A 26,938-nucleotide genomic window follows, 5' to 3' on the forward strand; every position below is an offset into this window, starting at 1 on the left:
AAGCCTGGCAATCAGGCATCAGGGTCAGCGACTTCTTCAGCGACGTTGGCATCGGGGGAGCGCTGGTGCAGTTGCTCAGCCTTGGTCTTCAGCGCCTGCCACTGCGCCAGGTCGATAGCTCCCTGGCCAAACAGATCATCGGCCACCCGCATCAGCTCGGTGAAATGAACGTCGGGTGATTGTTGCCAATAGGCCTTGTCGTCGAACAGCCGCTGCCAATCAGCCAGCGACGGAGGTTTGAGGTCATCGCTCATGACGGGCTCCTGCGAGGCATTCATAAGGTATGAGGGCTGAGATTCGTGGGGAGTTCCGGCGATTCTCAGTAGCCGGTCATTTCCAGGTAGCCGTTGCCGACGTGGCTACCGTTCAATCGCACCGGCCCTTCCCAATAAGGAATCTGCAAGTTCATCCAGGCGTTGGGGTTCAAGGGTTGGGTCGTCACGTCGAGCTGCCTGGCAGGGATCTTGATCGACCAGCGCACCGGCATCGACCGCCCGGCGACCTTGGCGCTTTCCAGTGGCGCCAGGCTGATCTGCCCGGCGTGCAGGGTTTGCGCTTGGCCCTGGGCGTCGATCCAGGTGCCCGTGAGATACGGCGCGCCGTCCTTGTGGCGCATGCGGTAGAGCATCAGGTGCTCGCCGTTGTCCAAGTGCAGGGAAAACCAGTCCCAGCCAGTCTGGTTTGCACTCAGGGGCTGGCTGCTCCATTCTCGGTCGAGCCAGGCCGGGCCGCTGACCGCGTAACGCTGGCCATCGATTTCCAATTCACCGCTGGCCTGGAAGAACGGCTGGCTGTAGTAGTACGACGCCTGCTCCTGTTCGGATTTCTGGCTGAAACCTTGATCGCCCTGCAACACCAGCGGCCGGCTCGACGTCAGCCGCAATGCATAGCTGAAGCGCGGGTCCCGGGCCTGCAATTGCATATCCGCCAGCGGGTCGACGCCCGTCGTTCGAGTGCCGAAGCGCCAGTCGTCGATCCAGGCCTCGAAGGGTGTCGTCCGTACCCCGGCCTGCCCCACCCCGCCTCGTGCATAACGTTCGGCGGCATGGTGCACGGTGGCGGATGTGACCGCCGCGTGGCCGAGCCAGATCGTCTGGTTGCGCCAGCCGCCGGCCTGGGGCGCGGCATTCAAGGCGCTGCGAAACAACGTCCATTGCACGCCGAACTCATGCCCCTGGGCATCCTTGAGATTGGCGGTGACGTACCACCACTCGATACGAAAACCTTCATGAGTCCCGTGGTCGGCGGGGAAACTGAATACCCGCCCAGGCACCACCGGAGTGAAGGCCACAGCCTGGTCGCCGAGGCCGGCAAAGCCCTTTTGCGCTGGCGCGGAGTCATCACAACCGCTGAGCAACGCCAGCAGCAACAACACGCCGACTCTAATCTTCATGGGCAAAGGTCCTCAGCAAATCCGCCGGCTGCGTGCGGTACAACGCATACAGCGGCCAGGCCGATGCCAGCAGCGTGGCGAGCATCGCCAGGGCCAGCAATTGCACCAATTGCAACGGGAACACCCGCAATGGCAGGCGCCAACCGAAAGCCTGCACGTTGATCACCGTGTCCAGGCACCAGGCCAGGGCGATGCCCAGCGGCAACGCCAGGACCAAGGTCAGCAGCGCCAGCAGCCAGGTCTGGCCGAGGTTGAGCAGCATCAACTGCCGACGCGTCACCCCCAGCGCCCACAGCGGCGCCAACTGAGCGAGGCGACTCTGGCTCTGGGTCAGCAGACTGATGAACAACGCCACCCCGGCCACCGCCAGGGTCAGGCTGTTGAGGGCAGCGGTGGCGGCGAAGGTTCGCTCGAACACCTGGGTCGACCAGCCCTTGAGCCGGGCCTGGTCGACGATGCGGCTGTCATCCAGGCTGAACCGGTCTTGCAACGCTGTCAGTAGCGCCGGGATCGCGGACGGTTCGATGCGCAGGTTAAAACGGTTCGGCGTCAGGTTCGGCCAGTGCGCCAGCAAGTGATCGACGTTGACCAGCACATGGCCCTTGGGATTGCCGTAGTCGGCGTAGATGCCAACGATGCGCAGTGCCCATGGCCCCTGGGGTGTCGGCAGGGTCAACTGATCGCCGGTACTCACCTTGAGACGCCGTGCCAGTTGTTCGCTGAGCATGAGGGTGTCGGCGGCGGCCAGTTGCTCCCACGGCTTGTCGCCGGCCGATTCCAGCAGCGGCCAATGCTGTCGATAGTGGGGGTGATCGATGATGCCGTGGATATCCGTCGGCCAGCCCTGCAACGGGACCGAGACTTGCCAGAGGGGAACGACGGCAGTGATCGCCGGTTGTTGCTTGAGCCAAGCGTGCAGTTCGTCCGCCTGGGCCGGGGTCTGCGGGTTGATATACAACTCGGCGGTCAACCGTTGTTCGAGCCAGTTGCTGAAGGTCTGGCGAAAGCCGGCGGTCATGCTGCCGGCGCCGATATTGGCCGCGAGCGCCAGCAACAATGCCATCAGCGCCAGGCTCAATGTCGGCAATTGCTGGCGGCAATCGGCAAGAAACCACTGCCCGAGCACCGAGCGGCTGCGCCTCGACAACCGCTTCAGCGCGCTGTTGAGCAACACCGGCAAGGCCAGCGCCGCGCCCAGCAACAAGGCGGTCATCAGGACAAAACCACTGGCCAGGCTGTCGCCCCAGATCAACGCCGATGCGGCAATCAATGCCGCCACCGTCGCCACCCAACCCTGGCGTCGCAGCCATCGGGCATGGGCCTGATGCCAGGCCTGGGGGTTGGCCAGCGCCAGCAAGGGCAGGCGCGCCGCCCGCAAAAGACTGTCAGCCCCGGCCAGCAGCGCACCGAGCAGACTCAAGCCGACACCGCTGAACCACCACCATGGGCTGAGGTTCAAGTGCCCGGCCACTTCGGCGCCATACAAACCTCGCAGGCTCGCCGCGACATCGGGCAACAACAGGCTCGCCAGCCAATAGCCGCTGAGCACCCCGGCGATCCCGCCCAGCAAGGCCAACGCGCCCAGTTCGATGGTCAGGCTGGTGACCAGCACCCGCGCACTGACACCACAGGCGCGCAGGGTCCGCAACAGACTGCGGCGTTGCTCCAGGGCCAGGCCGATGGCCGCGTGAACGATGAACAGTCCCACCACGAAGGATAAAAACCCCAAGGCATCAAGGTTCAGGTGAAAACTTTCGGTCAGGCGCGACAGGTTGTTTTCTTCATCGGCGTGCTTGAGTTGCAGGCGACCGGTGAACGCTTCCGGTAATGCGGCACTGAACGTGGCGGGCAACAACAGTCGCGACAGTTGCTCCGGCAACCCGAGTACCTGTTGGGCAAAACCGATGTCCATCAACAGCACGCCCGGCGCCATGTCCTCCTGGGCATGCAACGGCGGCAGGGTTTGCCCATCGACACTCCGGGGTCGGTCGCCCTCGGTCAGCCCCAGGGCTTGCAAGGTTTGCGGGGCGATCCAGGTGCGGCCGGGGTCGGTAAAGAACGCCACCACCTCAGTCATCTCCCGCGCCTGCCCCGCCAGCGCGGCACCGGGCGGCAGCGACACCGGGTCGATGCCGGTCAGTTGCAGGCGCTGATCCTCGTGGTCCTTGAGCAGCACCCGAGCCTGCAACACTGGCGACACCGGCCAGCCCTGACGCCGCAGCTCGACAAACCATTGCTGGGGGAAGGTGCCACCACCGGGTGCACTGAGGCTGGCCTGGGGTTCGCCGCCGATCAATTGGCTGGCCCGAGCGTAGCTGTCCCGGGCCTGACTGTTCAGCGCTTGCACGCCAGTGAGCAGGCTGGTTGCCAGCCACAGGCCGGTCAGCACGCTGAAGAATTGCACCGGGTGTTGGCGCCAATGGCTGAGCAGGGCCTTGAGGGTCTGGCGAAAAATCATCACCCCTGGGTCACCTGCGCCAACTGCCCGCCGTGCAATACCACGCGCTGGGCCAGGCGAGCTGCCACCCGTGGACTGTGGGTCACCATCAGCAGGCTGGTGGGGCTGCCCTCCAGCAGTTCCAGTAGCAGTTGCAGGACTTCGTCGCTGGTGGCTTCGTCGAGGCTGCCGGTGGGTTCATCGGCCAGCAACAAGGGCGGTCGCGAAGCCAATGCCCGCCCCAGCGCTACCCGCTGTTGCTGGCCGCCGGACAGTTGCTCGGGATAACGCCGCAACAGCCCTGAAAGCCCGAGCCGCTGTACCAGATGGGCTTGCCACGCTGCGTCATGACGGCCGCACAGACGCGCCTGGAACGCCAGGTTGTCCTCCACCGACAAGCTGCTGATGAGGTTGAACTGCTGGAATACCAGGCCGATTTCCGTGCGTCGCCAATTCGCCAATTGGCTTTCGCTCATGCCGTCGAGCCGATGTTCGCCACTGCGGATGCTGCCGCGATCGACCTTGTCCAGCCCAGCGACCAGGTGCAGCAGGGTGCTCTTGCCACTGCCCGACTCCCCCATCAGCGCCAGACTGCTGCCGGGCATCAGTGTCAGATCGATGCCTTGCAGCACTGGCAATGGGCCCTGAGGCGTGGGATAGCTTTTGTGCACTTGGCGGACTTCAAGCATGGAAAGGCTCGACGGGTGGACTTGAGGTTCAGGATAGCGGAGTTGAGTGATGGGCCCCATCGGCCAATACAGCTGTGCGTCCCCATTTCGCTGGTGAACCTTGGTATTTGCTTGTCGGATGGGGGTGTATATCCGTTGCTGCGGTAACGGCGACTTAGGGTTCCGCCCTGACGGCGGGTCACTTTCGAAAAGCGCGAAAGTAACCAAAGCGCCTCTGCCCCACCACTCGGCACCTCGCCTAGGCTCGGTGTGCCCTCACTCCGGCATTGCTCCGTGGGCCCGCCGCGAAGGGCCATCCATGGCCCAGCGCGGCTAACCCGGCATACATGCCGGGATGCCCACTCCACAATACCTGCGTTCGGCCAGCGTGGTTAACGGGGCGCCGAGATCAACGTCCATCGCGAGGCGGCCTGATAGCCGACCTGGTTCTTGGTGGGACCGCGTTTCTCCTGTGGGAGCGGGCTTGCTCGCGATAGCGGTGGCTCAGCCACATAGATGCCGGCATTTTCCTCGCTGTTGCTGTTGCTGTTGCTGTTGCTGTTGCTGTTGCTGTTGCTGTTGCTGTTGCTGTTGCTGTTGCTTTGGATTTTGATCTCGGCGCCCCGTTAACCACGATGGCCGAACGCAGGCATTGCGCAGTGGGCATCCCGGCATGGATGCCGGGATAGCCGCGCTGGGCCATGGATGGCCCTTCGCGGCGGCCCACGGAGCAATGCCGGAGTGAGGGCACACCGAGCCTAGGCGAGGTGCCGAGTGGCGGGGCAAGCCTTTTTTGCTTACTTTTTTTGGCGTTTGAAAAAAAGTGAGTCGCCGTCAGGGCGAAACCCTAAGTGGCCGTTACCGCAGCAATGGATATGTACTCAATCAACAAGAACTCAGCTCCAGTCAACGCCCCACCGCCATCTCAACCTGGCCGGACTGCGGTGTCACGATGTCGCCCAAGTCGATGTGTTTCCAAGCCGGCTTGGCCCCCAACCGTGCATTAAAGCGATAGTTGAAAGTGAAATCATCATCGGTTGGTTGGCTCAGGGATTTCCCATAGGCCGATTCAACCCCGGCCGGGTCGTAACCCATCAACTGCAACAGCGTCGGGAAGATGTTGTAGTGGCTCGAACGGTCCTTGTTCCGGGCCCAGGCATCACGCCAATCAAGGGTGTGCAATTGGCTGCCCTGGATCACTACCAACGGCACCAACCCCTCCTCCGCCACCGGGTCACCGCCGCAATGGGTGTTGAGCCCGGGGTTGCCACGCTCGTGCAGGTCCTGGCCGTGGTCGGAGGTGTAGATCAGCACGGCATGGCTCAAATCGGCCTGCTGGAAGATTCGCTTGAAGAACTCGCCGACGTTCCACAGCAAGGTGTTCTGGTAAGCATTGCGATACAGCAACCAGTCATCTTTCTGGCCGTTGAAGCCATCGCGGCTAGCGGTGTCGGCCACCTCCTGGAACTGCCCTCGCGGCAAGGCCGGGCGGTAGTTCATGAAGTCGTCGGGGTATTTGTCGTGTACCGGGAAATGCGCCCCCACCTTGTTGATCACCACCAGTTCGGCCTGGTTGTCGCCCAGCAGTTCGATCAACTTCGCCGCAGCCGCCATGTCACGGTCGCGCACGCTGGCCTGGTCGAATTGGACGAATTCGTCGATGTCCTGTTTTTCCAGCTCGGTCATCAGGTTTTGCAGGTAGCCACCAGTGCGCTGGGCGTCGATGTAGACGGTACGCAAACCCGCCTTTTTGGCATATTGCCAAATCGACGGCCGGGTGCTGTTGATGCGTATGTAGTCGGCGCGCGTGCCGCCATAGCGCAGGGTGACGTTGGTGTCGGCACTGCAATTGGCGATGGAGGCCGCATAACCGAAATTGAAGATGTCCACGCCCTCCGGCGGCGTCTTCAGCCCGGTGTGCACGCCGAATGGCGCGTTGATATCCAGGTAATTGCCGCCAATGCTCTCATCGATGATCAGCACGATATCCTGCTCGATCAAAGACGACCGTCGCACCAGGGTGACCGGCTCCCGGGGACCGATGGTGCTGTGCAAGGACTCGTAGGCAAACAGATTCAAATAGGCCAACGGCGTGTACATCACCGGCAGGCCGCGCGCGCCCTCGCCCGCCCGCACGAACAACACGCCACTGAGCAACAACATGCCCAGCACCGGCGCCGCTATCGGCAAATAACCGGGCAACCGCACCGACCGCCGAGGCTTGAGCGCGATGCCGAATAACAGCAGCAAGCCGCTGATCACCGCGCGGATAATCACGTCGCGGTACTGATAAGCCGCCTCCTGGATAAATCCCCCCGAGTACACCAGCGAAACGAACTGGCTATAGGTCAGGTAACTGTCCGTGACCCGGGTGTACACCTCGAAAAACACCGCTGAAACAAACATCGCCAAGGCAAACACATGCCTCACCAGGGTCTGGCGTATGTAGGCACTCATCCACAGCGCCAGCACCAGCACCGTGAACATGGCGCCGAACAGCAACGTTGCGAACCCCAGGCCCAACGCGGTGAGACGGTCGAGGTAATAGTCGTATCCCTTGAGCAGGTACAGAACCAGCAGCAGTTCCTTGAGGTAACGGGCCATGTTTTCCTCGACCAGATCGCCGTATCCAAAGCACTTCGTTCCTGCACGTTAGCAGCCGATTTTCAAAGCGCAAGAAATGCTTCATCCGAAGCACGCGTCAAAAAAAAGTTACCCCAAAAATGACACGAAAATACGTCACAGAATGTAAAAATCTATGGATTACTACCGTTTATCGCTTTGTCAAATCCCCGTAAAGCCCAATAAAACAGCCACTTTACTAAGACAGTCAAGGACTTGATATCAAAAGGCCCGACTTCACTTGAATTGCCAACACTGACAACTGTCATTTTGCTGACACGCTTTTCTGAAGCTGCGCTATACCCCTCTAAACAGTTTCATCCGAGTTACATCATTCGGTTTGCGAGGCGCGCCAAAAATGGACGTGAGTGTATTTGGTACGGGGTATGTCGGGCTGATCCAGGCCGCCGCCATGGCCGACGTCGGACATCGCGTTTTGTGCATCGATATCGACCCGAACAAAATCCGGCAACTGCAACAGGCCGTACCGACCATCAGCGAGCCGGGGCTGTCCAGCTTGCTCGAAGACAACATCAAGGAAGGACGCTTGTCGTTCAGCTCCCAGGCCAGCGACGCAGTCAATCATGGCGAGCTGATTTTCATCGCCGTCGGCACCCCCGCCGATGAAGACGGCTCGGCAGACCTGAGCCATGTGCTGGCCGTCACCCGGCAAATCGCCGACTTCATGGACAGCGACCGCACCCTGGTCATCAAATCCACGGTGCCGGTGGGCACGGCCGACAAGGTGGCCGAATGCGCCCGCCAGGCGCTGGCGCAGCGGGGCCTGAAACAGTTGAACGTACGCGTGGTGTCCAATCCCGAGTTCCTCAAGGAAGGCAGTGCGCTGGCCGATTGCATGCGCCCCGACCGGATCATCATCGGCACCGCCGACCCGCTGGCCCGCGACCAGATGACGGAGCTCTACGCGCCCTTTTGCCGCAACCACGAAAAACTGATGTTCATGGACAACCGCAGCGCCGAACTGACCAAGTACGCCGCCAATGCCATGCTCGCCACCCGCATCAGCTTCATGAACGAACTGGCCAACCTCACCGAACGGCTGGGCGCCGACATCGAAGCCGTGCGCAAAGGCATCGGCTCGGACCCACGCATCGGTTACCACTTCATCTACCCCGGCTGCGGTTTTGGCGGCTCATGCTTTCCCAAAGACCTGCGGGCCTTGCTACACACCGCCGAACAGAGCGGCATGCCACTGCGCTTGTTGCGCAGCGTCACCGACGTCAACGACAGCCAGCGGCACATCCTTTTCGAGAAACTGGCAACGCAATTCCAGGAGGGCCTGGCCGGCAAATCGATTGCCATCTGGGGCCTGGCATTCAAGCCCAACACCGATGACATGCGCGAAGCCCCCAGCCGCTACCTGATGGAAGCGCTGTGGCGCGAAGGCGCCCGCGTCCACGCCTATGACCCGGAAGCCATGTCCGAATGCCGGCGCCTCTACGGCTATCGCAAGGACCTGAACCTCTGCGCCACCCGCGACGACACCCTGGAAGACGCCGACGCCCTGGTGATCTGCACCGAGTGGAAGAATTTTCGCGTGGTGGACTTCGACCTGTTGGCCAGCAAGTTGCGCGCCCGGGTGATCATCGATGGCCGCAACCTGTACAACCCCGAACACCTGGCCGCCGCCGGACTGCTGTATCGCGGTATCGGGCTGCGGCACACCGTGCCGGGCACCCCGCTACCCGGACCGCAAGCATGAACATCCTGGTCACCGGCGCGGCCGGTTTCATCGGCGCCCACGTCGTGCTGCGACTGCTGCGCGACGGCCATCGGGTGTGCGGGCTGGACAATTTCAACGACTACTACGACCCGCAGCTCAAGCACGACCGCGTGACCTGGGTGAACGAGCAGGCCGGCGAATTTCCCCTGGCGCGGATCGATCTGGTCGACGCGCCGGCCATCGATGAACTGTTCCAGGCCCGGCGCCCGGACGTAGTGATTCACCTTGCCGCCCAAGCGGGCGTGCGCTACTCGCTGGAAAAACCACAGGCCTATGTCGACAGCAACATCACCGGGTTCCTCAATATTCTGGAAAACTGCCGCCGCTATCCGGTCAAGCACCTGATCTACGCCTCCTCAAGCTCGGTATACGGCGCCAATTCGCGCACGCCTTATTCGGTGCAGGACAACGTCGACCATCCGCTGTCGCTGTACGCGGCCAGCAAAAAAGCCAACGAACTGATGGCCCACAGCTACAGCCACCTGTTCGGCATTCCCTGCACCGGCCTGCGCTTCTTCACGGTGTACGGCCCTTGGGGCCGGCCAGACATGTCGCCGATCCAGTTTGCCCGCGCCATCGTCGAAGACCGTGTGCTGCAGCTGTTCAATCACGGCGAGCACCAACGCGATTTCACCTACATCGACGACATCGTCGAAAGCATCGCCCGCCTGCTCGACCGTGCGCCCCAGGTCACGCCCCTGTTGGATCACGAACAACCGGACCCGGCCACCAGCCGTGCGCCCTGGCGGATCTACAACATCGGCGGGCAGCACCCGGTGGCGCTGCGCACCTATGTCGCACTGCTGGAAAAGCACCTGGGACAAACCGCCCGCATCGAACTGCTCCCCCTGCAAGCAGGAGATGTGCTCAACACCTGCGCCGATGCCAGCGACCTGACACAGGCCACCGGTTTCAAGCCGTGTATCGAACTGGACGACGGCCTGGGCCGCTTCATCCGGTGGTTCCTCGATTACTACGCACAGCCTGCCCACGCACCGCTCGCAACTGAACGCTTGCGGCCCAACCTCAGCGGAGGAATCCATGACCCGACATGAGCAAGTCATCGAGATCAACGCCCCTGGACGCGACAAGCGTGTCGATCCCGACCACCGCAGGCGCCTGGACGCGGCCATCCACCGCCAGGGTCGAGGTTGGTTGACCGGTCGCGACGGCGGCCGGCCCTGGACGGTCTCGCGCACCAATCGCGTGGTGGCCTGCCTCGGCGCGCTGGCGATCCTGCTGCTGTTATGCCCGCTGCTGCTGGGCCTGGCGCTGCTGGTCAAGTTCTCCAGCCCCGGTCCCGTGCTGTTCGTGCAAAAGCGCACCGGGTATCGCGGCCGAGTCTTCGGCATGTACAAGTTCCGCACCATGGTGGCCGATGCCGAGGCGCTCAAGGAGTCGCTGCGCCACCTCAACAAACACGGCGCCGATGCCATCGACTTCAAGATCGACAACGATCCGCGCATCACGCCCATCGGCCGGTTCCTGCGACGCAGCAGCCTCGACGAACTACCGAACCTGATCAATGTAGTGACCGGCGACATGCGCCTGGTGGGCCCCCGGCCGACCTCGTTCAACGCCTATCGCTACAAGGACAACCATCTTGTGCGCCTGAGCATCTACCCCGGCATGACCGGCCTTTGGCAGATCTCCGGGCGCAGCAATATCGACTTCGACCAGCGTGTGGAATTGGACCTCAGCTATATCGCTGAACAAAGCCTGTGGCTGGATTTGAAGATCCTGATGATTACCCCCTTCAAAGTGTTCAGCGGCCACGGAGCGAGTTAAATGGACGGTTCAACCAATATCCTGACCATAGCCAGCCCGAGCGAGACCAACCTGACCTCGACCGTGCTCGACCCTTCCCTGCGGATCCTGCTCTTGACGTCCGCCAACACCGGCACCGGAACCAGCACCAGCGCGATGGCGCTGGCCGCTCAACTGGCGCAGATGAGCAACGGTCGCGTACTGCTGGTGGATGCCAGCCAGTCACCGCGCAACCTCAGCCAGCAACTGTCGTTGCACAAGGAGCGCGGTTTTACCGATCTGTTGTTCAACAGCCTCGCCCCGCCCTTGCTGCAGGACTGCGTGGTGCAGGCGTCCAGCCTGCCCTTCGACGTGTTGCCCCACGGGCGCCTGGGCCGCAATGCCGAACGCTTGAGCCCCGAACGACTGCGCCCACTGTTCAGGCAACTGGCGGCGCAATACCGCTTTGTGGTGATCGACGCCGACGCGGTGTATTCGGCCAGCGACACACTGGTGCTCAGCACCCAGGTCGACGGCGTGGTGCTGGTGGTGCGTGGTGAAGACACCCGCTGGGAAGTGGCCCAGGCCGCCCGCCAGCGCCTGTCCCAGGCCGGCGCGAAAGTGGTGGGCAGCGTGTTCAATCGCCGCAAGTACTACATGCCCAAGTGGCTCTACAACAACCTGTAAGCCTGCAAAAGGATGACGAGATGAACGCCAGAATGCTTGTCCTGCTGTTGCTGCCGCTTGCCGGTTGCTCCAGTACCAGCGATACCCGCTCGATGCCGGTGCAGATCCTCACGGCTGCGCCGGCCAATGCCCAGGCCACCGACATGCCGAAGGTCGAACAGACCTTGCGGCCCCAGGATGTGCTGGATGTGATATTCCACATCGGCACGACCTCCTCCCAGGCGTATCGAGTGCAACCGGGCGACCAGGTTGCCCTGAACTTCACCGCCGCCAGCCAGCTCAATGGCACGCAACAAGTGATGCCCGACGGCACCATCGAACTGCCGGGCGCCAACACTTCGGTGAAAGTCGCCGGATTGACCACCGACGAGGCGCGCCTGGCGGTGCAGCGTGCCTATGACCAGAAGATGCTGTTCCAACCCAATCGCAACCAATTGACCGTCCTGGTGACCAGCCCGCTCTCCGGCGAGGCGAACCTGCGCAACACCCTGACCCACCCGGCCACGGGCATGAGTCGGGAAATCATCGTGGGCCGGGATGGCTACGCCAGCTTCCCGGAAATTGGCTCGGTGCCGTTGCAAGGCATGACCGTCACCCAGCTGGAGACCTTCCTCAACGAGCGCTACGCCCAACTGCCCGGCCACATGACCGTGGATGTGCTGCTCAAGTCCACCGCCGGCAACGAGATCTATGTACTCGGTGAAGTGGCCCAACCCGGCGCCTATGCGATCCGCCGGCCGATCTCGGTTCTCGAAGCCCTGACCCTGGCCCGTGGCACGAACGTCAAGGCCCGGCTCGACTCGGTGATGATCATGCGCCGCAACGGCAACCAGGTCGAAGCCCGTCACTACGACGTGGAAAAGGCCTTGAGCGGCGACGCCTCGCAGATCGCCTACCTGCAGCCGGAGGACATGTTGTACGTGCCCAAGACCGGACTGGCCAAAGCCGGCGAAACGGCCAGGCAACTGGCCGACGTAGTGCTGTTCCAGGGCGTGGGGTTCGGCTTCGGCTACCGCGTCGACAACAAAGGCAGCGACAACTGAAACTCAGGTGACCGATCATGAACCCCAAGGAAAACTATCTGCACGAGTTCTTCAGGATCTTCTTCGCCAACAAGCAGTGGGTGAAGCGTATCTTCCTGATTTTCGCCGTGATCGCCCTGGTGCTGCCGTTGATGCTCAAGCAGAGCTTCGATATCACCGCCCAGGTGATCGTCCAGTCGAAAAAACTCTCCCAGGGCGACGCCACCACGTCGCTGAACCAGGAAAACGCGACCTTCATCCCGCCGTCCCTGGCGGACATGGAAACCGAAAGCAATATCCTGCGCTCGCCAGCGTTGATCCGGCAGACCATCAGCACCCTGCGCGACCAGGGCGAATACACCCCCAGCCCGGGCATCCTCAACAAATGGGTGAGCGAGCCGCTCAAGCGCTACATCACCCAGCCACTGCGCGAGTACGTCATCAACCCCCTGCGCGATGGTCTGGGGCTGGAAGTCGATCCGGTGCGCGACACCGTGCTCGATACGCTGACCGACGAGGCCATCGAAAACCTGAAGATCGAGACCCTGCCCGGCTCCAACGTCATCTCCATCGTCTACAGTTTCGGCGACCCGGCCCAGGGCACCCGGTTCGTGGCGCAACTGCTGCAGAACTACCTCAGCAGCCGCCAGGACCTGCAATCGATCGAACTGCCGCAGACGTTCTATGAGCAGAAGAAAGCCCAGTACCAGACCCGTCTCGACGGCCTGGAAAGCAACCGGCTCGGGCTGCTTGAAAACATCGGATCGTCCGATCCCAAGGAAGAAGTCACCTTCCGCCTGAACGCCATCAATACCGAAGAGCAGGCCCTGAACCTGTACCAGGATCGCCTGCTGCAAAGCCAACGCTGGCTCGATTACCTCAAGACCAGTCTCGCGGCGGCGAACAGCTCGCGGTTCAACGACTACACCTTCCCGTTCACCTTCACCACCACCGTGGACAACATTGCCTTCGAAGACCGGGAAATCAGACAGCTGGGCGAGCAACTGACCAGCCAGGTCAGCCGCTACATGAATGACCTGGCGATCTTCCAGCCCAGCAGCGAACCGATGCTGCTGGCCCGGGAACAGATCGTCCGCACGCGCCAGCAGTTCCTGAAGGTGGTGAACAACCGCATTCAGGAACGCACCACCGATCTGGCGGTGGTCAGTTCGGTGATCAATCAGAAGATCGAACGCATCGCCGCCTTCAAGCAGCGCATCCATCAATTGCAGGAAACCCAGAGCAAGCTGCGGCAGATGGACACCGAGATCAACGCCCTGCATGCGGCCTTCTCCACCTACGCCCAACGGTTCGCCGAAGCCAGCACCGCGCGTTCGCTGGACAACGACCTGTCCAACGCCCGGGTCCTGAGCCCGCCGTTCGAACCAACCGCTGCGGCCTTTCCCAAGCCGATGCTGATCATTGTCTTCGGCATGTTCAGCGGCCTGCTGCTGGCGATTGCCCTGGTCTATGTGCGTGAGTTCTTCGACCATCGCTTCAAGCATCCAGCGCAAATCACCCAGCAACTGGATGTGCCGGTGCTGTTGGTCATCAACGAGCAGTCCCCCGACAAGGTCAACCCGCACCGCAACTGGAGCCTGCCCAGCCTTGTCCATTGGGTGCGAAATTGAACGCGCCGTTCGGCCCGACCCGCCACAGCAGTCCCCTGTCGATCATTCATCTGCTCGACAGCGGCGGCTTCTATGGGGCCGAGCGGATGCTGCTCGATCATTGCCTGGCGACGCCTGGGCAGCACCAGGTGCTGTTCCTGGCGGCGCCCCCCACCTTGATCAAGCGTTTTCGCCAGGCCGGGGTCGATTGCCGTCATTGCGCCAGTTGGGCCGAGTTGTTGCAGCACTTGCGCCAGCGCCGGGACGAGCGGCCGCTGATCAACACCCACAACTTCAAGGGGCTGTTGTTCGGCTGGTCCGCCGCCACGCTGCTGGGCCTGCCGCTGGTGATTACCCAGCATGGCTTCACCCCACGAAGCCCCAAGCAGCGCTTCTATACCTGGCTGAGCCTGCAACTGTGCCGCACCGCCTCGGTCAAGCGGGTCGTCTGCGTGGCCGAGAGCATCGCCACGCTGCATCGCCGAGCCAGCGTGCAGGCGGAAAAACTCGACGTCATTCCCAACGGCCTGCCAGCGGCCAGCACGCCGCTGGCCCATCGCGCCGACAAGCAACGCTGGCGGGTCGGCTACGTCGGCCGCTTGAGCAGCGAGAAAGGTCCTGACCTGTTTCTCGACGCCATGATTCCGCTGTGCCAGAAGCATGCATCGCTGCACGCGGTGATGCTCGGCGACGGCCCTGAGCGCCAGGCGCTGCTCAAGCGCATCACCGACGCCGGACTGCCCACGCGTATCGAATTGCCAGGCTACCAGACCGACATGAACGCCTGGTGGAGTCGCCTCGACGCCCTGGTGATCAGTTCGCGCACCGAAGGCACCCCGATGATTCTGCTCGAAGCCATGCAGGCCGGCGTGCCGGTGGTGGCGTTCGGCGTCGGCGGCATTCCCGACGTATTGCAGGACCGTCATAACGGCCTGCTCGCGGCACCGGCCAACAGCGCGGAACTGGCAGCGCAGATCGAAACACTGTTCAGCGAACCGCCCCTGGCGCGGATCCTGGCCGATAACGCACGCCGTACCCAACGGGACCGCTACGACCTGCGCACGCTGGCCGAATGCTGGTCGCAGCTTTACATCCGCACGGCACGGGAGGCTCGCTCATGATTGTCCCGCTCTCGATCGTCAGCCTGCTGGGCCTTGTGTGCCTGGCGTTGCTGGCCAGCCCTTATCCGTTCCTGGCACCGGGCGCGGTGCTCGGCCTGGTCGGCGTCGCCCTGCTGTACCGCAAGCCCGGCTGGGGTTTGCTGGGCATTGCCGCGCTGGTGCCATTCGAAGGCCTGTTCAAGGACAGCGCGTTTTCCGGCAGCAAGTTCCTTGGCCTGGCGCTGATCCTGATCTTGATGCTGCAACTGGCGGTGCACCAGATTCCTGCGACACGCTTGCGCAGCAATATCTGGAAGCCGCTGATCGGCTTCATGGTGCTCTATGGCCTGAGTCTGTTGCTCTCGGAAAACATGGACCTGTCCCTGACCCACCTGCGAGAGCTGACGGTGGGGCTGATTCTCTTCGTGATCACCCTGCTGATCGGTCGCGAACTGAACCTGGACCTGTTCGCCCGCCTGATGACGGTGAGCGTCTCCACCACGTGCGTGCTCGCCATGTTCTCGGCCCAATATCAGGATCAGGGCCGCGCTTCCGGCCTGCTGGAAGACCCCAACGTCTTTGCCCTGTTGATTGCGTTCACCGTACCGCTGGCCTTGTGGCTGGTGCTGCGCAGTCCGAACCTGTTGCACCGATTGTTCTGGAGCGCAGGGTTCATCCTGTTGCTCGGTGGCATGACCAAGACCGAGTCGCGCTCCGGACTGGTGGTGCTGTTGCTCAGCCTGATGATCGGGCTGTATCACTACCGCGCGCAGTTGCCGCGTATCCGCCCACGGCACCTGGGTTTCGCCATGCTCGGGCTGGCGATCATCATTCCCCTGGCAATCGCCGTGATGCCGGCCGGCTACGTCGCCCGCATCCAGTCATTGAGCATCCTCAGTGCCGGCGCCAGCGCCCACAAGGACGAGTCCCTGGGCCGCCGCGCCTCGTACATCCTGGTCGGCAGCCAGATGATCCGCGAGAACCCGATACTCGGGTCAGGGCCCGGAACCTTTCCCCTGCACTACGCGCCCACCGGCTATGCCAAGGCGTTCTCGGCCAACCGCAAGCTGGGGGATCTGTATCGCCGGGCCCATAACACCTACCTGGAAATCTTCAGCGAAATCGGCGTGCCGGGCGGGCTGATGTTCGTCGGCATGATTGGCCTTGGCCTGTACAACCTGCTGCATGCCCGACGCCTCTGGCTGCAACGCCGGGACTGGGCGCAAGCCGACCTGCTGACGCACCTGGGCATGAGTTTCCTTTCGCTGGCGTTGTTCCTGATGTTTCTCAGTGCGCCGAACCACAAGTTGCTGTGGATCATGCTCGCCCTCACCAGCGTGTTGCGCTACGACGCCGAACGGGCCGCGCCACTGGAGGCTCGCCCATGAGCCGGGTCAGCATTGTGATCCCGATGTACAACGAGGCGCGTCACATCGGCCGCACGCTGTTGGCTGCGCAGGAAGCCGCGCGCCAGGCGCAGCTGGAGTGCGAATTGATCGTGGTGGACAACGGTTCCGACGACGCTGGCCCGCGCATCGCCAATGAGTTGGGCGCGCGGGTGCTGATCGTACCCGGCGTGCACATCGGCGCCCTGCGCAACCGCGGTGCCGCCGTCGCCAGCGGCGACTGGCTGGCGTTCATCGACGCCGACATCGAAATGCCGGCCGACTGGCTCAAGCTGTTGCTGGAGCTCGAAGGCCACCAGGGCGATGTGCTGGGCCTGGACCTGGACACGCCCCGGCAGGCACCGTGGTTCGCCGAAGCCTGGCAGCGCCGCAGCCAACGCCCGGCATCACGTCTCCTGCATCGGGTGCAGTGGCTGCCCAGCGCCAACCTGTTGATGCGCCGCCGTTGGTTCGAACGGGTCGGCGGCTTCGACGAGAGCCTGCGCACCGGTGAAGACAAGGACTTCTCCTGGCGCCTGCGCCAGGCCGGAGCGCAGCTGTTGCTGGTCAATGAAAGCGTGGCCTTGCATTGGGGCTACGAAGGCAGTTGGCGCGAGTGGATGAGCAAAGAGCTGTGGCGCCAGGGCAGTCATTTGCAGCTGCTGCGCAGCCATGGTCCGAGCCTGCGCCTGCTGCGCTTCCCGGCGCTGTCCATTGGCGCCTGGGGCTTGGATTTGCTGACGTTGGTGGCGCTGCTGCAGGGGCAGCTGCGTCTGGCGCTGATGCTGTTGCTGATCACCTCGCTGCCGGCCTTGTTCCTCAGCCTGCGCCAGAGTCGGCGCGACCTGCGCCTGACGCTTCAACTGTGGGCCTTGCATGGGGTGCGCCTGCACCTGACCGGTGCCGCACTGCTGCTCAATCTGTGTCATTGGAATGCCAGGAGACCTGCCCGTGGCTGAATTCATTTACTGGTCGTGCCTGTTGCTGCCGGTGTACGCCTACCTCGGTTATCCCTTGATGTTGAGCCTGCTGGCGCCGCTGTTTCCGGTGCGGCGCTACGGCAAGGCGCTTCCGATGGACGTGAGCATCGTCATTGCCGCCCACAACGAGGCGCGGCACATCGAGGACAAGTTGCGCACCTTGCTGGCCCAGGACTATCGGGCCCATTCATTGCGAATCATCCTCGCCAGCGACGGCTCCACCGACAACACAGTGGCCTGCGCACGCAAGGTGATCGACCCGCGCATCACCGTGCTCGACCTGCCGCGCCAAGGCAAGGCTGCCGCCCTCAATACCGGTGTCGCCCACAGCCACGGCGAGATCCTGGTGTTCACCGACGCCGATAACCAATGGGCCAACGACACCCTCAGCCATCTGCTGGCGCCCTTGGGCGATCCAGAAGTCGGCGCTTGCGCCGGGCACATGGAAATCCCGGTGCCGGGCAAGGGCCTGAGCCTGGGCGACAGCCTGTATCGCCATTACGAAGGCTGGTTGCGTCGGGTGGAGAGTCGCACCGGTTGCATGGTCTCGGCCGACGGCGCGCTGTTGGCCCTGCGCCGGGTGCTGTTCCAACCGATACCGGCCCAGGTCAACGATGACTTTTTCCTCAGCACCTGCGCGCCAGCTGCCGGCAAGTCCATCGTCTATGCCCCCATGGCCCGGGTGACCGACCAGGGCGTGGACGAAGCCGACAAGCAATTTCGCCGACGCCAGCGGGTCACCGTTGGCGGGTTGCAGAGCCTGGCTCAGCGCCGGGAACTGCTCAACCCACTGCGCCATGGGCTCTACGCCATCGGCTTGATCAGCCACAAGTTGATCCGCCGCCTGGCGCCGGTGTTGCTGCTGCCGCTCTTGCTGAGCAATGCCTGGCTGTGGAACGACCATCCGTTCTATCGCCTGAGCCTGGTGGCGCAACTGCTCGGTTACGCCATGGCGCTGATCGGGTTGATGGACGCGCGCCACCGCCTGCCCCGGCCCTTTCGCCTGGCCGCATTCGTGCTGGTGACGCTGGCGGGCATGAGCATCGGGCTCTGGCAGTTCCTGCGGGGCCAGCGCTACAGCCAGTGGAACCCCGAACAGAACCGCTGAGGAGGACGGCCCATGTCAATCAAACAAGTCTTCAAGCGCACCGGCGGCTGGCTGTACCTGAACACGTCCCTGGGCCGCCACCCCCTGCGTGGCGCCGGCGTGATCCTGATGCTCCATCGTGTACTGAACAACGACCGCGCCGCCGAACTGCCCCACCGCAACGAACTGTGCGTGGGGCCCGAAGCGTTTGAACATTTGCTGATCTGGCTGCTACGGCATTTCGAGTGCGTGCCGCTGATGACCTTGTTGCTGGCCGATCCCGAAACCGTTCCGAACCGTCCGCGAGTGGCCCTGACCTTCGACGACGGTTGGCGCGACAACGCCATGAATGCCTTTCCGTTGCTGCGCCAATACCAGGTGCCGGCGAGTATTTTCCTCTCCACCGATTTCATCGGCAGTCGCCAGCACTTCTGGTGGGAAAGCATCGGCGAAACCCTCTGGGGCAGCCATGGCCAGGTGGCACGGCGCTCATTGATCGAGCACTTGCAGCACGTCGGTCGACCGTTGCCGGTGCTGCTCGATGACATCGACGACGAGCGCCGCAGCCTGGCGCTGCTGCATTACCTGCAAAGCCTCAAGAGTCTCGATACCCACACGCTGAGCGACCTCACCGACGCCTGCCCCCAGGGTTCCCAGCCCCAGGCCCTGGACTGGCCCCAGGTGCGCATGCTCGAAGATTCCGGGCTGATCCGCTTCGGTCCCCATGGCGCCAGCCACGCGATCCTGACCGGGCTGGATGACCAGCGCCTGCACGAAGAACTGACGCGCAGCTGGATCGCCCTGGAAAACGGCTGTGCCCATCCGTTGCCGGTGTATTGCTACCCCAACGGCGATCACGATGCCCGGGTGCGCCAACAGGTGGCGGCCCATGGGTTTGCCTTCGCCCTCGGCACCGAGGCGGGGCTGTATCGCAACGACGGTGACCCGCTGAACCTGCCGCGCTTCGGCGTCAGTCAGAGCAATGCCCATCACCCTGAATTGCTGGCCTGGCGCATTCGCCGCGGGACACGCCCATGAGCCGCGCTCATTACCTCAAGCACTTGGCACTGAGCATGGGCACGCGCCTGGCGATGATCGGCCTGCGCCTGGTGCGCAATGTGCTGCTGGCGCGGATTCTCGGGCCCAGCGAACGCGGGCTGTTTGCCTTGCTCAGCACCCTGCCGGACCTGATCAGCGCCGCCACCAGCGGTGGGCTGAATGGCGCCGTGGGTTATCAGGCGGCGCAGCAGCGCTCGATGGGGTTGTTGCTCAGCCAGGTGCTGGTCTTCGGCTGCCTGTTGGCCGGCTTGCTGACCTTGCTGGTGGTGGCGTTGGTACGCGAGTTCGGCGGCGAGCTGGACATCACCACGCAATTGGGATTGCTCGCCTGGCTGCTGTTGCTGGCCGTGCCGTTGACCGTGCTCAAGAGCGGTCTGCTGACGCTGCACAACGCCTCCGGCGGCGTGGGTGCCTTCAATGCCTTGCGCCTGATGGAATCCCTGGCGCCACTGGTGCTGTTCCTGGTGTTGTTCTGGATGTGGAAAGATGCGGCCCTGGAAGCGGCGCTGATCAGTTGGCTGGCGGGCCTGAGTCTGGTGGTACTGGCCGGCTGGATGTGGTTGCGTCGCGATCATGTGGTGACCCTGCGCTGGGATCGCACCCATCAGAACGAACTGCTGCGCTACGGCGCCCGCAGCCATCCGGACCTGCTGTTCCAGCAAGTGCTGCTGCGCTCGGACTTCCTGTTCATCGGTGCCCTGCTGGGCAGCACGGCCCTGGGTCACTACGCCATGGCCAGCGCCGCCGCCGAATTGCTGCTGATCGTGCCAGAAGCCGTCACCACGCCGCTGATGAAACGCCTGTTGCAGCAGGACCGCGACATGCAGCGCCTGACGCCCCTGGCCTTGCGCCTGACCGCCACGGTGATGCTCGGCGCCTGCCTGAGCATGGCGCTGATCGGCCAATGGCTGATCGTCACCCTGTTCGGCGCCGCCTACCAGCCGGCTTATCCCGCCTTGCTGGCGCTGCTGCCGGGGCTGTTCGGGCTGTGCTACGCGAGCATCCTGCGCCTGGACCTGCTGGGCAAGGACCGCCCCGGCACGGTTTCGCTGCTGATGGGCGTGGGCGCGCTGCTGAACCTGGCGCTGAACCTGATCCTGATTCCCCGCTACGGCATCGTCGGGGCCGCCGCCGCGTCTTCAATCGCCTACCTGGGCGTGACCGTGGCGCTGCTGGCCATGTACTGCCGCCTCAGCGGCGTGGCGCTGTGGCAGACACTGATCATCCTGCCCAGCGACTTGCTGCCGATGCGCCAGATGCTGTTGGGGAAATCGACATGAGTGTGGTTGCCTGCCAAACCGCCATTGCGAATAAGCTCGCGATCGGGCCAGTGCAGCATTGGTGGAAAGTGGCTGCAGGCCTGTGCCTTTGGAGCCTGGCCTTTTTGGCCCAGGGCGCGGTGATGCAATGGACCGGCATCCGCGACGGCAGCCTGTACCTGCAGACCGACCGCCCGGATTACGTGACTGTGCGCTGGGTACCAGCCTGGCAGGCCAACGCCAATAGTGAGCACCTGTACCTGCTCAACGGCCAGGGGCGACTGGTGGGTACGCGCTTGATCAAGGCCGCCCAGGAACGTGGCGAGCAGCAGTGGCCCTTGCTGCCGGGGGCCGCCAGCTATCGACTGGAAATTCCCGGCTACAGTTTCCGTCGCTACACCGTCGAGCACGACGCCCATACCCAAGCGATGTTCGCTCCGGCCAAGGTGCATTTCAGCGCTGAAACCCATGACGGCGATGAGTTGTACTTCAAGGTCGCCCCCGGTGAGCAAGCCATGCTCGCGGGCAAGTTCCACGGCGGTATGCGCAGCCTGCAAGCCCGTCGCGTCGCCGATGGCAAACAGCTGCAATTGAACCTCAAGCCATACCCGGCCTATTGGCAGTTCGACCAGGTCGCCCTGCCCGTTGCCAACGTCGAGCAAACCTGGCGCTTGCAGTTGCAGGGCAACGGCAAGGCGGCGTTCTGGCTGGACGGCACGGCGAACCTGTTCGCCCAGACCGCCGAGCATCTGCACCCGCTGCGCCAGGACCCGGGGCAAGCGCACCTGAAACTCTATGGCGATGTCCTGGGAACAACTCCGAAACTGGGTATGTCCCTGCCCTACGCCATGCCCCCGCCCTCCGCTTATCCGGTAATCGATGCCCTCAAGCCCCAGGCCGCCACTTATTACAGTTTTGTCGACGTTACCGCTGCCAAGCCGGACCATGAAGATGGGTTCCGGCGCCTGTACCAGGACCGCTTCGGCATCACCCGGGACATCACCCTGCTGGCCGGTAGCGCACGCAAGGCCGACCTGCAGGCCGACCGCGTCAGCAACAGCGGCTTGCAGGCCTGGCTCAAGTCGACCCGCGCCATGGGCGGCAAAGGTATCCACTACCTCAGTTTCGCCGATGAGCCGAACCTCAACTACCCGGATTTCGCCAGTTTCAAGCAGGTGTTCGAGAGCATGGCCAGTCAGGTTCGCGCCGTCCCCGCCAACGCCCGCGCCGGGGTGCGCATTGCCATACCGGCCAGCTCCCGGTTCACCAATGGTCCCCTGGCGGAAAACGCCGCTGACCGGCGCGGGATCGACTGGGCGCGACGCTTGCTGGCCGAATCCAGTGACCAGATCGACGCCTTGGCCTGGCATGAATGGATGATCCGCGACCTGCTGGCGACCCGGGTCTATCGCAACAGCGTGCGCCGCGCCGCGGATCTGGTGGGCCTGGACAGCAAGGGCCGGCCGAACAAGGCCTTGCTGCTGGACCAGACCAACATGTCCAGCGGCTCGAGCCTGAGCCCCTACGACCAGGAAACCCACTACGCCGCCCTGTGGTGGACGTCCGTGGTGATCAACGCCTCGGCGGACGGTTGGCTGGACATGCTCAACTGGTTCCAGTCCGCCGACGAACCGGAGTACCCAAAAGGCATGGTGCGAGTGCTGGACAACCAGCGCTTGGAACTCAAGCCGGTGGGCCTGGCCCAGCAATTCATCCAAGCGCATTGGCTCGAACAGGTGTTGCGCCTGGATAACGACGCCTTCGAAGTCGACGTACTGGCCATGGCCACCGACGCAAGACGCAGCCTGCTGGGCGTAAACAAAAGCACGCGCCTGCAACAGGTCAGCCTGGACGGCGTGCCCTGCCCCCAGGCGAAAGCCGAGTTGGCGTATTTCGGCCCCGACAACCATAGCCGCAGCGCCCCGTTCAATTGCGAGGCCGGGCAAATCCACTTTCTCCTGCCAGGAGAAACCCTGTTTGCCCTGAGCTGGACCGCTTCCGTTTCCCCCCACCCCGCCACCCGTCAGGAGGCACCATGAACGTTCTGCAGAAATTGCGTGATCGCATCCAGAAAAAAGGCCTGCGCGCCGTCCTCAAACAGCTGTTCAGACGCTACGTGTTTCTCCACTCGCAACTGGTATGGCTGGAGCACGATGTGCGGACCCCACTGCCCCCGCATAATCTCAAGGCCTACCCGCCGATGCGCCTGGAGTTCATCACAGTCAACAATGCCGACGCTTTTGCCCGGTATTTCGGCGACCGCGTCAAAACCATGCACGAGCTGGCCGCCGAAGGCTACACAGGCTTGATGTACCTGGACGGTCAAGGCGACACCGTGGGGTTCGCCTGGGGCAGCACGCGAGACTATTTCGACCGTCATTTCTATCGCTGCAACTTCCCGATCAACCCCGGCGAATACTTTCAGTTCGGCGGCGAGATGACCCGCGCCTACTGGGGCTCCGGGATGTCGGCGGACATGCAGCTGGAGATGTGGAAAGTCATGGCGGACAAAGGCTGCGACACCATGGTCGATGTCTGTGACATAGAGAACATCCCAGCGATCAAGATGCATATACGCATGGGCTTCCAGGAACGCGGCAAGATCACCCATATGTATCGCCTGTTCGGCCGCTGGAGGTTCTTCCGCGACACGTTTTACAACGGCTCGGCACTGGACGCCTTCCGTAAACCGGCCCAGCCGGTTGCATCGACTGCAGCGGCCTGACGCCCATGGCGATCCGGTTCCAATGGTGTCGCTCCCTGGGCGCCGAGGACTTTCCCATAACGGCCTATGACCAGCTGCGAACCCAGGTGCCCGACGCTACGCCCTTCAACACCCTGGCCTGGTTGCAAGCGGCGGAGTTCGCCCTGCTGCCGGAGCAGCAGTTACAGGTGTTGCTGGGCTGGGAAGACCAGGCGCTGTGCCTGTGCCTGCCCCTGGTATCGGGGCGTGAGCGTATCGGCGGGCTGCGGTTCCGGGTGTTGCATCACTTGGGTTATCCATTGGCCGACCGCATCGCCTTGATGATGCGCCTGGACGCCGAAGGCATGGGACAGGCGCTGATGCAGATCCGTCAGCACTTGCCCCACGCGCTGCTGCAATTGAACGAGGTGGTCGAGCCGGTCGGTGAGCAAAGCGTCCTCAGTGCCTGGATGACACTGAGTTCCACCGGAGAACGACGCCTGAGTTGCCGGGTGCCGGTGCATTTGATCAGCGACAGCGACCATCAGGAAATCTCTGGCGACCCACGCTACAAATTGCGCCGCGCACGCAAGCGAATCGCCGCCTGTGGCGCCGAGATCCGCCGGGTGAAACCGGATGCCATCAGCATGGGGCAGTTGTTGCGCAACCTAGCCGAGGTCGAGGCGGCCAGTTGGAAAGGCGAGGAAGGCGTCGGCATCTTCGCCGACCCCAGGCGCCGGCAATGGATGAACCACGCCTTCACCGCCCTCGCCGCCCAAGGCCTGGTGCGGGTGGTGATGCTGGAGCTGAACGGCGAATGCATCAGCTATCGCCTCGGTTTACTGGATCAGGGACGGCTGTATGACTACAACCTGGCGTTCCTGCCGCAGCATGCCGACCTAGGCAGCGGCCGGGTATTGCTCGAAGAGTGGATTCGCTGGGGGCTGGACGAGAACTGGCACTGGATCGATGCCTCGCGCGTCAGCCTGGAGAACTCCAGCCATCAGCTACACGAACGCATGACTGGCCAACTGGAACACTGGCGCTGGAGTTTTTACTCCTGGCAGCCCGGTGGCTTGCTGCTGGGGTTTGCCTTGCGGCTATGGAAAAGCTTGAAGCCATGGTTCGGCAAACGCCGGAGCAAACCGACCGCGACGACGGCATCGTCCCCTCCAAAGAACCAGGAGAAGACGGATGCCGCGCCAAGTGATCGTCAACGCTGACGACTTCGGCCTCAGCCTCAGCGAAAACGCGCTGATCCTGCGGGCCTTCGAGACCGGAGTGATCAGTTCTACCACGGCCATGGCCAACATGCCGGGTTTCGATCAGGCGTGTGAAATGGCCCGGCAACCGTTGCTCAACGGCCACGTTGGCCTGCATTTCAACCTCAGCTACGGCCCGCCGCTGGGCCAGGCGATCACCTCACGAGCGGTTTTTTGCGACGCCAGTGGCCAGTTCGACCTGAATCTGTCGCGTTATTGCCTGCGCCTGGGCTCAAAGGATCTGGCGGCAGTGGAAGATGAACTGCAAGCGCAATGGCAACACTGCCTGGACCACGGCCTGCGACCCAGCCATCTCGATTCCCATCAACATGTGCACAACATCTGGCCCATCGGCGAACTGGTGGCCCGCTTCGCCGCCAGGCAAGGCGTGCCCATACGCCTGGCGCGCAACCTGGGGGCAAACTTGAACCTGCCCAAACGCATCTTCAAGACCCTGCTCAACCGGCGCATGCGCAGCCTGTGCGGCGCGACAGCGGACTACGTCTGCACCCCAGCCGACCTGGACCACGCCGCGCCACCGGCATATGGCTCGCTTGAGGTCATCGTGCATCCGATGCAATTGGACGGGGATTTTGGCGATGCCAGCTTGAGGCCAGGCGAGTCGTTGACCCAAGTACTGCACAAGCGCCTGGCGGGCGTGCCCAAGGTCGCATACGGCCGGAACGCACGGGTGTTGACGGTGGTTGAGTACGGGGATGTGCACTGACAGGAACGCGGTGTTTACCTGTGGCGAGGGCGTTTGCTACCTCGCCACGGTCGTCCGAAATCCCGGCGCCGCTTGCGGAAAATCTGCTACAAGGCATCTTCTGTTTCGAGCTGCGAATTGCGTCGATGCCTTTACCTTTATTCTCTCGCCTTCGGCGGCGCTGGCTGGCCTTCCTTGTCATGAGCGCAATGGTGGTCGGGCTGCCGGTGGGCTGTGCAGTGCTGCAACATAAGGAACGCGAGCTGGTCTTTCGCATCGAGCCGGGGACAGCGAGCTGGTTCAGTGGGCTTCCCAGTGGCGTGCAGGAATTCGATCTCAAGCCCAAGAGTTTCAAGGCCGGGGAAAATATCCACGGCTGGTGGTGGCCGGCCGAACGCAAGAACGCACCGGCGATCCTGTACTTGCACGGTGTGCGTTGGAATTTGACCGGCCAGTTGTTTCGTATCCAGCAACTGAGGGCCCTGGGTTATTCGGTGCTGGCTATCGATTATCGTGGCTTTGGCAAAAGCCATGGGGATCTGCCGTCGGAAGCCAGCGTCTATGAGGATGCACGCATCGCTTGGGAACGCCTCAAGGTACTGCAACCGGACCCGGCCCTGCGGCTGATCTACGGTCATTCTCTGGGCGGTGCCGTCGCGGTGGACCTCGCTGCGCAGTTGGGCCAGGAGGCCGCGAAGAATGGCGCTGCCCAGGTCCGAGGCCTGATCATCGAATCCACGTTCACCTCCTTGGGCGATGTCGCCACCGCAATGGCAAATACGTCCCTGCCGGTGCGCTGGTTGTTGTCGCAGAAATTCGACTCCATCGACAAAATCGGCGAGATCAACATGCCGCTGCTGGTGGTCCATGGTTCTGCCGATCGTTACGTCCCGCCGCGCTTCAGCGAGCAACTGTTCAACGCCGCCCGGGAGCCCAAGCGCCTGCTGCTGGTGCCGGGGGCGACGCATAACAACAGCATGAGCCTGGCGGGCAAAAACTACGGGCAGGCATTGAATGCCCTGATGAAAAGCCCACCATCGCCCGTGGCCGGAAACGCCTTGGCCAGCCCGGCCAAAGCGGGTTGATCACTCGCCCTTCAGATCACCACAATCCCCAGTGGGAGCCGAGCTTGCTCGCGATAGCGGTGCAAGCGCACGATCGAGTAGGAGGCGGATTTGCATCCGCCGTCCTCTCACACCACCGTACGTACGGTTCCGTATACGGCGGTTCAGGTTATGCAGATAAGCCGTTGATCGTGTCCAGTATCGAGACCAGTCCGAGTTGGTTCCACAGTTTCTTCGGCAGCGCCTGATTCATATGCGACGCCCCCGAGTTCCACCATGGGCCGCGGCCATTCGACGTTGACTTGCAGGCACGAGCTTCGCCAAGCCCCAAGCGCATTAAGTTGCGCGCCCTCGTCGAGGGCTGCTTCCATTGGCGCCAGATGGCACACCGAAGCTTACGTCGCACCCATCCGTCCAACTCCTC

The 26,938-nt window shown here is 63.0% G+C and carries 23 protein-coding genes; 17 read left to right on the plus strand and 6 right to left on the minus strand.

What is annotated here, in order from left to right; all coding sequences use genetic code 11:
* Window positions 1–11: 11 nt before the first annotated feature.
* The 5 genes from BM300_RS05365 to BM300_RS05390 all read right to left on the minus strand — a co-directional run bounded on the left by BM300_RS05365 (window position 12) and on the right by BM300_RS05390 (window position 7,102).
* Window positions 12–254 carry a hypothetical protein gene (locus BM300_RS05365; RefSeq protein ID WP_072339792.1) on the minus strand — a complete coding sequence of 81 codons (243 nt, stop codon included), beginning with the start codon at window positions 252–254 and terminating at the stop codon, window positions 12–14.
* 65 nt (window positions 255–319) lie between these two features.
* On the minus strand, window positions 320–1,393 hold the full coding sequence (locus tag BM300_RS05370) for a lipocalin-like domain-containing protein (protein ID WP_092462249.1): 1,074 nt from the start codon (window positions 1,391–1,393) through the stop codon (window positions 320–322).
* Window positions 1,383–3,851 carry an ABC transporter permease gene (locus BM300_RS05375; RefSeq protein WP_092348211.1) on the minus strand — a complete coding sequence of 823 codons (2,469 nt, stop codon included), beginning with the start codon at window positions 3,849–3,851 and terminating at the stop codon, window positions 1,383–1,385. Before BM300_RS05375 ends, BM300_RS05370 begins: the two co-directional genes overlap by 11 nt.
* Entirely contained in the window at window positions 3,851–4,519 is a 669-nt protein-coding gene (locus BM300_RS05380; RefSeq protein ID WP_092462251.1) for an ABC transporter ATP-binding protein, read from the minus strand. The genes BM300_RS05375 and BM300_RS05380 overlap by 1 nt, the downstream gene beginning before the upstream one ends.
* 885 nt (window positions 4,520–5,404) lie before the next feature.
* A complete protein-coding gene (locus BM300_RS05390; RefSeq protein WP_092144338.1) occupies window positions 5,405–7,102 on the minus strand; it encodes a sulfatase-like hydrolase/transferase in 1,698 nt (565 codons plus the stop codon).
* Window positions 7,103–7,478: 376 nt separating this feature from the next.
* Between BM300_RS05390 and BM300_RS05395 the strand changes: the two genes are divergently transcribed.
* The 17 genes from BM300_RS05395 to BM300_RS05475 all read left to right on the plus strand — a co-directional run bounded on the left by BM300_RS05395 (window position 7,479) and on the right by BM300_RS05475 (window position 26,535).
* On the plus strand, window positions 7,479–8,843 hold the full coding sequence (locus BM300_RS05395; RefSeq protein WP_063320363.1) for a UDP-glucose dehydrogenase family protein: 1,365 nt from the start codon (window positions 7,479–7,481) through the stop codon (window positions 8,841–8,843).
* On the plus strand, window positions 8,840–9,919 hold the full coding sequence (locus BM300_RS05400; protein ID WP_092462252.1) for an NAD-dependent epimerase: 1,080 nt from the start codon (window positions 8,840–8,842) through the stop codon (window positions 9,917–9,919). Before BM300_RS05395 ends, BM300_RS05400 begins: the two co-directional genes overlap by 4 nt.
* Window positions 9,906–10,652 (plus strand): sugar transferase, encoded by a 747-nt coding sequence (locus BM300_RS05405; RefSeq protein ID WP_092144334.1) that lies wholly within the window; start codon window positions 9,906–9,908, stop codon window positions 10,650–10,652. The genes BM300_RS05400 and BM300_RS05405 overlap by 14 nt, the downstream gene beginning before the upstream one ends.
* Window positions 10,653–11,297, plus strand: coding sequence for a CpsD/CapB family tyrosine-protein kinase (locus BM300_RS05410; RefSeq protein WP_063320360.1), 645 nt, complete (start codon window positions 10,653–10,655; stop codon window positions 11,295–11,297).
* Between the two features lie 20 nt (window positions 11,298–11,317).
* A complete protein-coding gene (locus tag BM300_RS05415; protein ID WP_046063509.1) occupies window positions 11,318–12,340 on the plus strand; it encodes a polysaccharide biosynthesis/export family protein in 1,023 nt (340 codons plus the stop codon).
* A gap of 17 nt (window positions 12,341–12,357) precedes the next feature.
* The gene (locus BM300_RS05420; protein WP_092462253.1) at window positions 12,358–13,950 is read left to right on the plus strand and encodes a GumC family protein; all 1,593 of its coding nucleotides are present in this window, start codon (window positions 12,358–12,360) and stop codon (window positions 13,948–13,950) included.
* Window positions 13,947–15,050, plus strand: coding sequence for a glycosyltransferase family 4 protein (locus tag BM300_RS05425; protein WP_092144330.1), 1,104 nt, complete (start codon window positions 13,947–13,949; stop codon window positions 15,048–15,050). The genes BM300_RS05420 and BM300_RS05425 overlap by 4 nt, the downstream gene beginning before the upstream one ends.
* A complete protein-coding gene (locus BM300_RS05430; protein ID WP_092222614.1) occupies window positions 15,047–16,417 on the plus strand; it encodes an O-antigen ligase family protein in 1,371 nt (456 codons plus the stop codon). Before BM300_RS05425 ends, BM300_RS05430 begins: the two co-directional genes overlap by 4 nt.
* The gene (locus BM300_RS05435; RefSeq protein WP_092222611.1) at window positions 16,414–17,373 is read left to right on the plus strand and encodes a glycosyltransferase; all 960 of its coding nucleotides are present in this window, start codon (window positions 16,414–16,416) and stop codon (window positions 17,371–17,373) included. Before BM300_RS05430 ends, BM300_RS05435 begins: the two co-directional genes overlap by 4 nt.
* Window positions 17,366–18,502, plus strand: a complete 1,137-nt coding sequence (locus tag BM300_RS05440) for a glycosyltransferase family 2 protein (RefSeq protein WP_092462255.1) — start codon at window positions 17,366–17,368, stop codon at window positions 18,500–18,502. The genes BM300_RS05435 and BM300_RS05440 overlap by 8 nt, the downstream gene beginning before the upstream one ends.
* 12 nt (window positions 18,503–18,514) lie before the next feature.
* Window positions 18,515–19,519: a polysaccharide deacetylase family protein gene (locus tag BM300_RS05445; RefSeq protein WP_063320354.1), complete on the plus strand. Its 1,005-nt coding sequence runs from the start codon at window positions 18,515–18,517 to the stop codon at window positions 19,517–19,519.
* Window positions 19,516–20,820: a lipopolysaccharide biosynthesis protein gene (locus BM300_RS05450; RefSeq protein WP_092144323.1), complete on the plus strand. Its 1,305-nt coding sequence runs from the start codon at window positions 19,516–19,518 to the stop codon at window positions 20,818–20,820. Before BM300_RS05445 ends, BM300_RS05450 begins: the two co-directional genes overlap by 4 nt.
* Window positions 20,821–20,942: 122 nt before the next feature.
* Window positions 20,943–22,838 carry a hypothetical protein gene (locus BM300_RS05455; protein ID WP_170862019.1) on the plus strand — a complete coding sequence of 632 codons (1,896 nt, stop codon included), beginning with the start codon at window positions 20,943–20,945 and terminating at the stop codon, window positions 22,836–22,838.
* Window positions 22,835–23,524: a GNAT family N-acetyltransferase gene (locus BM300_RS05460; RefSeq protein ID WP_092462258.1), complete on the plus strand. Its 690-nt coding sequence runs from the start codon at window positions 22,835–22,837 to the stop codon at window positions 23,522–23,524. The genes BM300_RS05455 and BM300_RS05460 overlap by 4 nt, the downstream gene beginning before the upstream one ends.
* 5 nt (window positions 23,525–23,529) lie before the next feature.
* On the plus strand, window positions 23,530–24,705 hold the full coding sequence (locus BM300_RS05465; RefSeq protein ID WP_092462260.1) for a GNAT family N-acetyltransferase: 1,176 nt from the start codon (window positions 23,530–23,532) through the stop codon (window positions 24,703–24,705).
* Complete coding sequence (locus BM300_RS05470) at window positions 24,677–25,471, plus strand: ChbG/HpnK family deacetylase (RefSeq protein ID WP_063320350.1); 795 nt, start codon at window positions 24,677–24,679, stop codon at window positions 25,469–25,471. Before BM300_RS05465 ends, BM300_RS05470 begins: the two co-directional genes overlap by 29 nt.
* 125 nt (window positions 25,472–25,596) lie before the next feature.
* A complete protein-coding gene (locus BM300_RS05475) occupies window positions 25,597–26,535 on the plus strand; it encodes an alpha/beta hydrolase (RefSeq protein ID WP_170862017.1) in 939 nt (312 codons plus the stop codon).
* A 148-nt stretch (window positions 26,536–26,683) separates the two neighbouring features.
* Here BM300_RS05475 and BM300_RS31305 read toward each other — a convergent pair.
* On the minus strand, window positions 26,684–26,938 hold a 255-nt coding region (locus BM300_RS31305; protein ID WP_305883299.1), incomplete at its 5' end, for a group II intron maturase-specific domain-containing protein.

Source organism: Pseudomonas sp. NFACC46-3, assembly GCF_900114515.1.
Taxonomy (GTDB): Bacteria; Pseudomonadota; Gammaproteobacteria; order Pseudomonadales; family Pseudomonadaceae; genus Aquipseudomonas; species Aquipseudomonas fluorescens_Q.